Origin of the sequence: Streptomyces sp. NPDC059524, assembly GCF_042749255.1 — a bacterium.
Lineage (GTDB): Bacteria > Actinomycetota > Actinomycetes > Streptomycetales > Streptomycetaceae > Streptomyces > Streptomyces xanthii.
Genome location: NZ_JBHYTK010000268.1, coordinates 1 through 6,031, shown reverse-complemented (window position 1 = coordinate 6,031; position 6,031 = coordinate 1). Strand labels below are relative to the sequence as shown.

General features: G+C 74.9%; 3 protein-coding genes and 1 pseudogene. 2 read left to right on the top strand and 2 right to left on the bottom strand.

The features are described 5' to 3' along the window. Both ACFW9D_RS37680 and gabT read right to left on the bottom strand, forming a co-directional pair. Positions 1-210: pseudogene (locus ACFW9D_RS37680) on the bottom strand (phosphoesterase); the annotation flags it as partial. 157 nt (positions 211-367) lie between these two features. Further along, positions 368-1,702, bottom strand: a complete 1,335-nt coding sequence (gabT, locus tag ACFW9D_RS37675; RefSeq protein ID WP_188336564.1) for a 4-aminobutyrate--2-oxoglutarate transaminase — start codon at positions 1,700-1,702, stop codon at positions 368-370. Between the two features lie 288 nt (positions 1,703-1,990). Here gabT and ACFW9D_RS37670 point away from each other — a divergent pair, with 288 nt between their 5' ends. Both ACFW9D_RS37670 and ACFW9D_RS37665 read left to right on the top strand, forming a co-directional pair. Beyond that, complete coding sequence (locus ACFW9D_RS37670; protein ID WP_384629931.1) at positions 1,991-4,135, top strand: ATP-binding protein; 2,145 nt, start codon at positions 1,991-1,993, stop codon at positions 4,133-4,135. Between the two features lie 134 nt (positions 4,136-4,269). After that, positions 4,270-5,919 (top strand): PucR family transcriptional regulator, encoded by a 1,650-nt coding sequence (locus ACFW9D_RS37665; RefSeq protein ID WP_384629929.1) that lies wholly within the window; start codon positions 4,270-4,272, stop codon positions 5,917-5,919. Positions 5,920-6,031: the final 112 nt, after the last annotated feature.

Below are 6,031 nucleotides of genomic sequence, written 5' to 3'. Positions count from 1 at the left end.
GCCCGGAACAGGGGGGGTGGTGCCGGGCCGGCCGAACTGACCGGCGTGCCGCGCGCCCCGGGGGGTTTGGGGCGGGCGACCGTCCGATCGGTGAGGAGTTCCGGAGCCGGAGGCTCCGGGGGTGTGCGCGAGGGCACGACCAGGGCGGGGCTGGGGAGGCTCCGACCCGGCATCACCCACAGTCCCCCGTGGGCGAGGTGTTTCTCTCATCTGCAGAAACCGTACGTCAGGGGGTGGGGGGACGACAGACGGTTGGCCAACCTGCCATCGGCCCCCCACACCTTCTTCACACGGCCCGACCGTTACCGCAGGTCACGGAACGGTCATCCGTGCCGGCGGCAGCGGCCGGGCCGTGCGAAAGGGGTGATCAGAGCGCCGCGAAGGCGTTCTCGATGACGTCGAGACCCTCGTTGAGCAGGTCCTGGCCGATGACGAGCGGCGGCAGGAAACGCAGCACGTTGCCGTAGGTGCCGCAGGTGAGGACGAGGACGCCCTCCGCGTGGCAGGCCTTGGCGAGCGCGGCGGCGGCCTCCGGGTGCGGCTCCTTGGTGGCCGGGTCCTTCACGAGCTCGATGGCGATCATCGCGCCGCGGCCGCGGATGTCGCCGATGACGGCGAACTTCTCCTGCATCGCCGTCAGGCGGGCCTTCATCGTGGCCTCGATCTCCTTCGCCTTGGCGTTGAGGTCGAGCTCCTTCATCGTCTCGATGGCGCCGAGCGCACCGGCGCAGGCCACCGGGTTGCCACCGTAGGTGCCGCCGAGGCCGCCCGCGTGCGCGGCGTCCATGATCTCGGCGCGGCCCGTCACGGCGGCGAGCGGCAGACCGCCCGCGATGCCCTTGGCGGTCGTGATCAGGTCGGGGACGATGCCCTCGTCCTCACAGGCGAACCACTGGCCGGTGCGGCAGAAGCCGGACTGGATCTCGTCCGCGACGAAGACGATGCCGTTGTCGTTGGCGAACTTCACGATCTCCGGCAGGAAGCCCTTGGCCGGCTCGATGAAGCCGCCCTCGCCGAGGACCGGCTCGATGACGATCGCGGCGACGTTCTCGGCGCCGACCTGCTTGGTGATGGTGTCGATCGCCTGGGCGGCGGCCTCCGGGCCGGCGTTCTCGGCGCCGGTCGGCCAGCGGTAGCCGTAGGCGACCGGGACGCGGTAGACCTCGGGGGCGAACGGGCCGAAGCCGTGCTTGTACGGCATGTTCTTCGCCGTCATGCCCATGGTGAGGTTGGTACGGCCGTGGTAGCCGTGGTCGAAGACGACGACCGCGGTGCGCTTGGTGTACGCGCGGGCGATCTTGACGGCGTTCTCGACGGCCTCGGCGCCCGAGTTGAACAGGGCCGACTTCTTCGCGTGGTCACCCGGCGTGAGCTCGGCCAGCGCCTCGGCGACGGCCACGTAGCCCTCGTACGGCGTGACCATGAAACAGGTGTGGGTGAAGTCCTGGAGCTGCGCGGAGGCGCGGCGGACCACGGCCTCGGCGGAGGCGCCGACCGAGGTCACGGCGATGCCGGAACCGAAGTCGATCAGACGGTTGCCGTCGACGTCCTCGATGATGCCGCGGTCCACGCGGGCGGTGAAGACCGGCAGCGTGGAGCCCACGCCCGCGGCGACCGCGGCGACGCGGCGCTGCTGCAGCTCCTGCGACTTCGGGCCGGGGATGGCGGTGACGACGCGGCGCTCCTGCGGGATGTCGCTCATGCGGGGCTCCTGGTTCAGGTGGGGCGGCTGGGCCGGGATCCGCGTGGGTCCGGTTTCGCCGGTTTCTTCGGGGGTTCCTTCGCAGGTTAGGGCCGCCTCGGCAGGGTGGTCATGCTCCATCGGGGTGGGATTCGGCCGGGCTGTTGTCCGTGGTGGACACATGGGATTCCCGGCCAGTCCGCGCCCCCGGGCCGCGTAAGCGGTGAACTCCCTTGGATCGGGCACTAAATTGAGGCCGGATCGACGGACGGTCCGACCGATGGACCGGCAGGTCAGGGGGCAAGGGCCATGGACACCGAGGGCACGAGCGGCGCCGCCAGGGAACGGGGCGTCCGGGACGGCACGGGAGCGCGCGGGGCGGCGGTGCCGCACCCGGCACGACCCGTCACGCCCCCGCCGCGGCCCGCGCACGCGCCGGGGGAGCGGGGCGCCCCGGCGGGCAGCACCTTCCTGACCTGGCTGCGCACCCCGCGGCCCGCCGCCGCACCGGGCATCTGGCGCTTCGGCCACCGGCCGCGCCCCGAACAGGAACCCGAGCGCACCCCGACCCGCCAGCTGCTCAGCGGCGCCCTCATCGCCTTCCTCGTCGGCTGGCTCGTCTGGTCCCTGCTGTGGAACGGCTACCTCGGCGGCTGGTGGCTGCTCCCGCTGTACGCGATGATCCCGGACTCCTGGGCCTCCCCGCACTCCTTCGCCTCGGTCGTCGTCGTGTACCTCTACTACGCCGTCTTCGCCGTCGGGATCATGGTCGGCGTCGGCCGGCTCGGCCGCTGGGGCGAACTGTGGCGCCGCTTCGGCTACCCCGCCTGGCGCGCCGCCCGCCCCGCCGCCCCCGAGCGCGCGCCCGCTCCCGAGGAGGACCCCGCCACCTGGCCGCAGCTGCGCGAGGCCGGGGCCGAGGCCGCCGCCGAGCGGCTCGGCGCCGACGCCCGCGCCGGACTCATGCGCGACGTCGACCACGCCCGCATCGCCCGCGCCTGGCAGGGCGTCAAGCGCGGCCGGCACAGCCTCGCCGCCTTCACCGCCGCCGTCGCCAAGGAGGGCGCCGCCGCCTGCCCGCACCCCTCCGGCACCCGCGACCTGCCCGCCCGCGCCGCCCGCCACGACCTCGCCACCGCCCAGGTCAGGATCGGCTCGGCCGCCGACGACGAGCGCAACCCCTACTCCTACCGGGGCGTCGGCCTCGCCCTCGGCCCCGACCTGATCGGCACCTCGCTGCTCGCCGTCGGCCCGCCCGGCTCCGGCAAGACCGGCAGCGTCGTGTGGCCGCTCGCCGAGTCCCTCTGCCTCGGCGCCCTCGCCGGACGGGCCGCCGTCGTGGTCGTCGGCGCGGCCGGCGCCGGGCTCGGCGGGCAGGACACGTACGACGTCGTCGTCCGCGTCGGCTCCCCCGACTCCGTCTACGACCTCGACCTGTACGGCGGCAGCACCGACCCCGACGAGGCCGCGGCCGTGCTCGCCGAAGCCCTCGTCGGCGACCTCGCCGACCCGCACCCCGGAGGCGACAGCCGGCGCTCCACCACCGTCCTCGCCCAGCTCCTCGGCCCCTACCACGCCGTCCACGGCCGCTTCCCGTCCGTGCCCGAGCTGCGCCGGCTGCTCGACGGGGCGCCCGACGCGCTCGGCGCCCTGCGCACCGCCCTCACCGACGCCGGCCACCACGCGATGCTCCGCGAACTCGACGCGCGCGAACGGCAACTGGGCCACCCCGGCGACGTCGGCGCCGTGCTCGCCGACCGCGTCGCCCTGCTCGACCGGCCCGCCTTCGCCTCCTTCTTCGACACCTCCGGCGCCACCCGGCCCTTCTCCCTGCGCGCCCTCGACCACCCCGTCCGGGTCCGCGTCGACCTGCCCGAACGCGGCCACGCCGACGCCTCCCGGATCCTCGCCCGGCTCGTCCTCGCCCAGTTCACCGCCAGCGTCGCCGTTCGCGAGGACCGCTCCCTGTTCGCCTGCCTCGTGCTCGACGACGCGACCGGCACCATCACCCCGCAGGCCGTCCGCGGCATCCAGCGCCTGCGCTCGGCCAACGCGGGCGCCGTCCTCACCCTGCGCACCCTCGACGACGTGCCCCGGCCGCTGCGCTCCCCGCTGCTCGGAGCCGTCGGCTGCCGCATGGCCCTGTCCGGGCTCACCCCCTGGGACGGGCAGGACTTCGCCGAGGTGTGGGGCAAGGAGTGGACCGAGGCCCGCGACGTCACCGACCGGCAGATCATCGCCGAGACCCCGGCCGGCAAGGCGCTGCACGCCGTGCGCCGCGTGATCACCGGGCGGGCGCCGACGGCCCGTGCCGTCACCGTCCGCCAGGTCGAGCGCGAACGCTGGTCCGCCTCCGACCTCGCCCACGCCGTCCCGCCCGGCCACGCCGTCCTCTCCCTCACCACCGTCCGCGGCGACCACGCGCCGCCGCTCCTGGTGGACCTGCGCGCCTGAGGAGGCACCGGTTCGGCGCCAGGAGTACGTACGGTGAGGCAGAATCGGCTCAGGACGTTCATACGGAGCGGCCAAAAGCTTCACAGAACGCCCGCCGCAGAGCCACCCGTACGTACCGCACACCTGAAGGCCCCATGCCGCCCACGCTCGCCTCGCTCGTCCACCACTCGGCGCTCAAGCTCACCGTGCGCGCGGGCGAGGAACGCCTGGACACACCCGTCCGCTGGGCCCACGTCAGCGAGCTCGCCGACCCCGTCCCCTACATGGAGGGCGGCGAGCTCCTGCTCATCACCGCCCTCAAGCTGGACGCCGAGGACCCCGAGGCGATGCGGCGGTACGTCAAGCGGCTCGTCGGCGCCGGCGTCGTCGGCCTCGGCTTCGCGGTCGGCGTCAACTACGACGACGTGCCGCAGGCTCTCGTCGACGCCGCCCAGAGCGAGGGCCTGCCCCTGCTCGCGGTCCCGCCGCGCACCCCGTTCATCGCCATCAGCAAGGCCGTCTCCGCGGCCATCGCCGCCGACCAGTACCGCGCCGTCACCTCCGGCTTCGCCGCCCAGCGCGAACTCACCAAGCAGGCCCTGAACGAAGGCCCCGAGGGCCTCCTCGCCGTTCTCGCCGCCCAGGTCGACGGCTGGGCCGCCCTCTACGACGCGTCCGGCGCCGTCGTCGCCGCCGCGCCCGAATGGGCCGGCCGCCGCGCCGCCCGCCTCACCCCCGACGTGGAACGGCTGCGGGAGCGGCCCGCGCCCGCCAGCGCCGTCGTCGCCTCCGGCAGCGACGACCGCATCGAACTGCACTCCATCGGCACCGGCCGCGGACCGCGCGCCGCGCTCGCCGTCGGCACCGCCGCCACCCTCGGCACCGCCGAGCGCTACGCCCTGCACTCCGCGATCGCCCTCCTCACCCTCACCACCGAGCGCTCCCGCGCCCTGCACGCCGCCGAGCAGCGCATCGGCTCCGCCGTGCTCCGGATGCTGCTCGCCGGCGAACCCGACCACGCGCGGGCCGTCGCCGGCGGCCTGTACGGGGCGCTGCTCGACGCGCCGTTCCGCATGGTGCTCGCCGAGGCCGTCGCACCGCCGCCCACCGGGGTCGCGGCGAGCGGCGACACCCCGGCCGGCACGGCCGTACTCCTCGCGGAAGCCGTCACCGGCGCCGGCGAGGACCCCCTCTCCGCACTCGCCGACATCGTGGAGTCCGCCGCCGCGCGGGCCGGCGAGGCGGTGCTCGTCGTGCCCGACGGCGGTCGGCTCGTGCTGCTCGCCGCCGACGGGGGCGCGGCCGTCGAGGCGTGCGTGCGGTACGCGGAGGCGCTGGAGGCCATGCGGGCCGAGGCGGTGCGCGCCGAGGGGTCGACGGGGGAGGAGCCCGTGATCGGCTTCTCCGCGCCGTCCGGGCCGATCGCCGCCGCCGGCGCCTTCAAACAGGCCGAACAGGCCCTGTCCGTCGCCCGCCGGCGCGGCCGCATCCTCGTCGAGCACGAGGACGTCGTCGCCGGGTCCGTGCTGCCGCTGCTGGCCGACGACGCGGTGCTGGCGTTCGCGGACGGGCTCCTGCGGGCCCTGCGCGACCACGACGCGACGGGCCGCGGCGATCTCGTCGCCTCGCTGCGGGCCTGGCTGTCCCGGCACGGCCAGTGGGACGCGGCGGCCGCCGATCTCGGCGTCCACCGCCACACCCTGCGCTACCGCATGCGCCGCGTCGAGGAGATCCTCGGCCGCTCCCTCGACGACCCGGACGTCCGCATGGAGCTGTGGCTCGCGCTGAAGGCGACCGGTTCGTAGTCGCCTGCGGGCCGGTGGGGGCTGGTCGCGCAGTTCCCCGCGCCCCTGAGATGCATGGCGCTTCGCGCCGCATCTCCCCGATCAAGGCGCGGGGCGCCTTTCATCTGGGGAA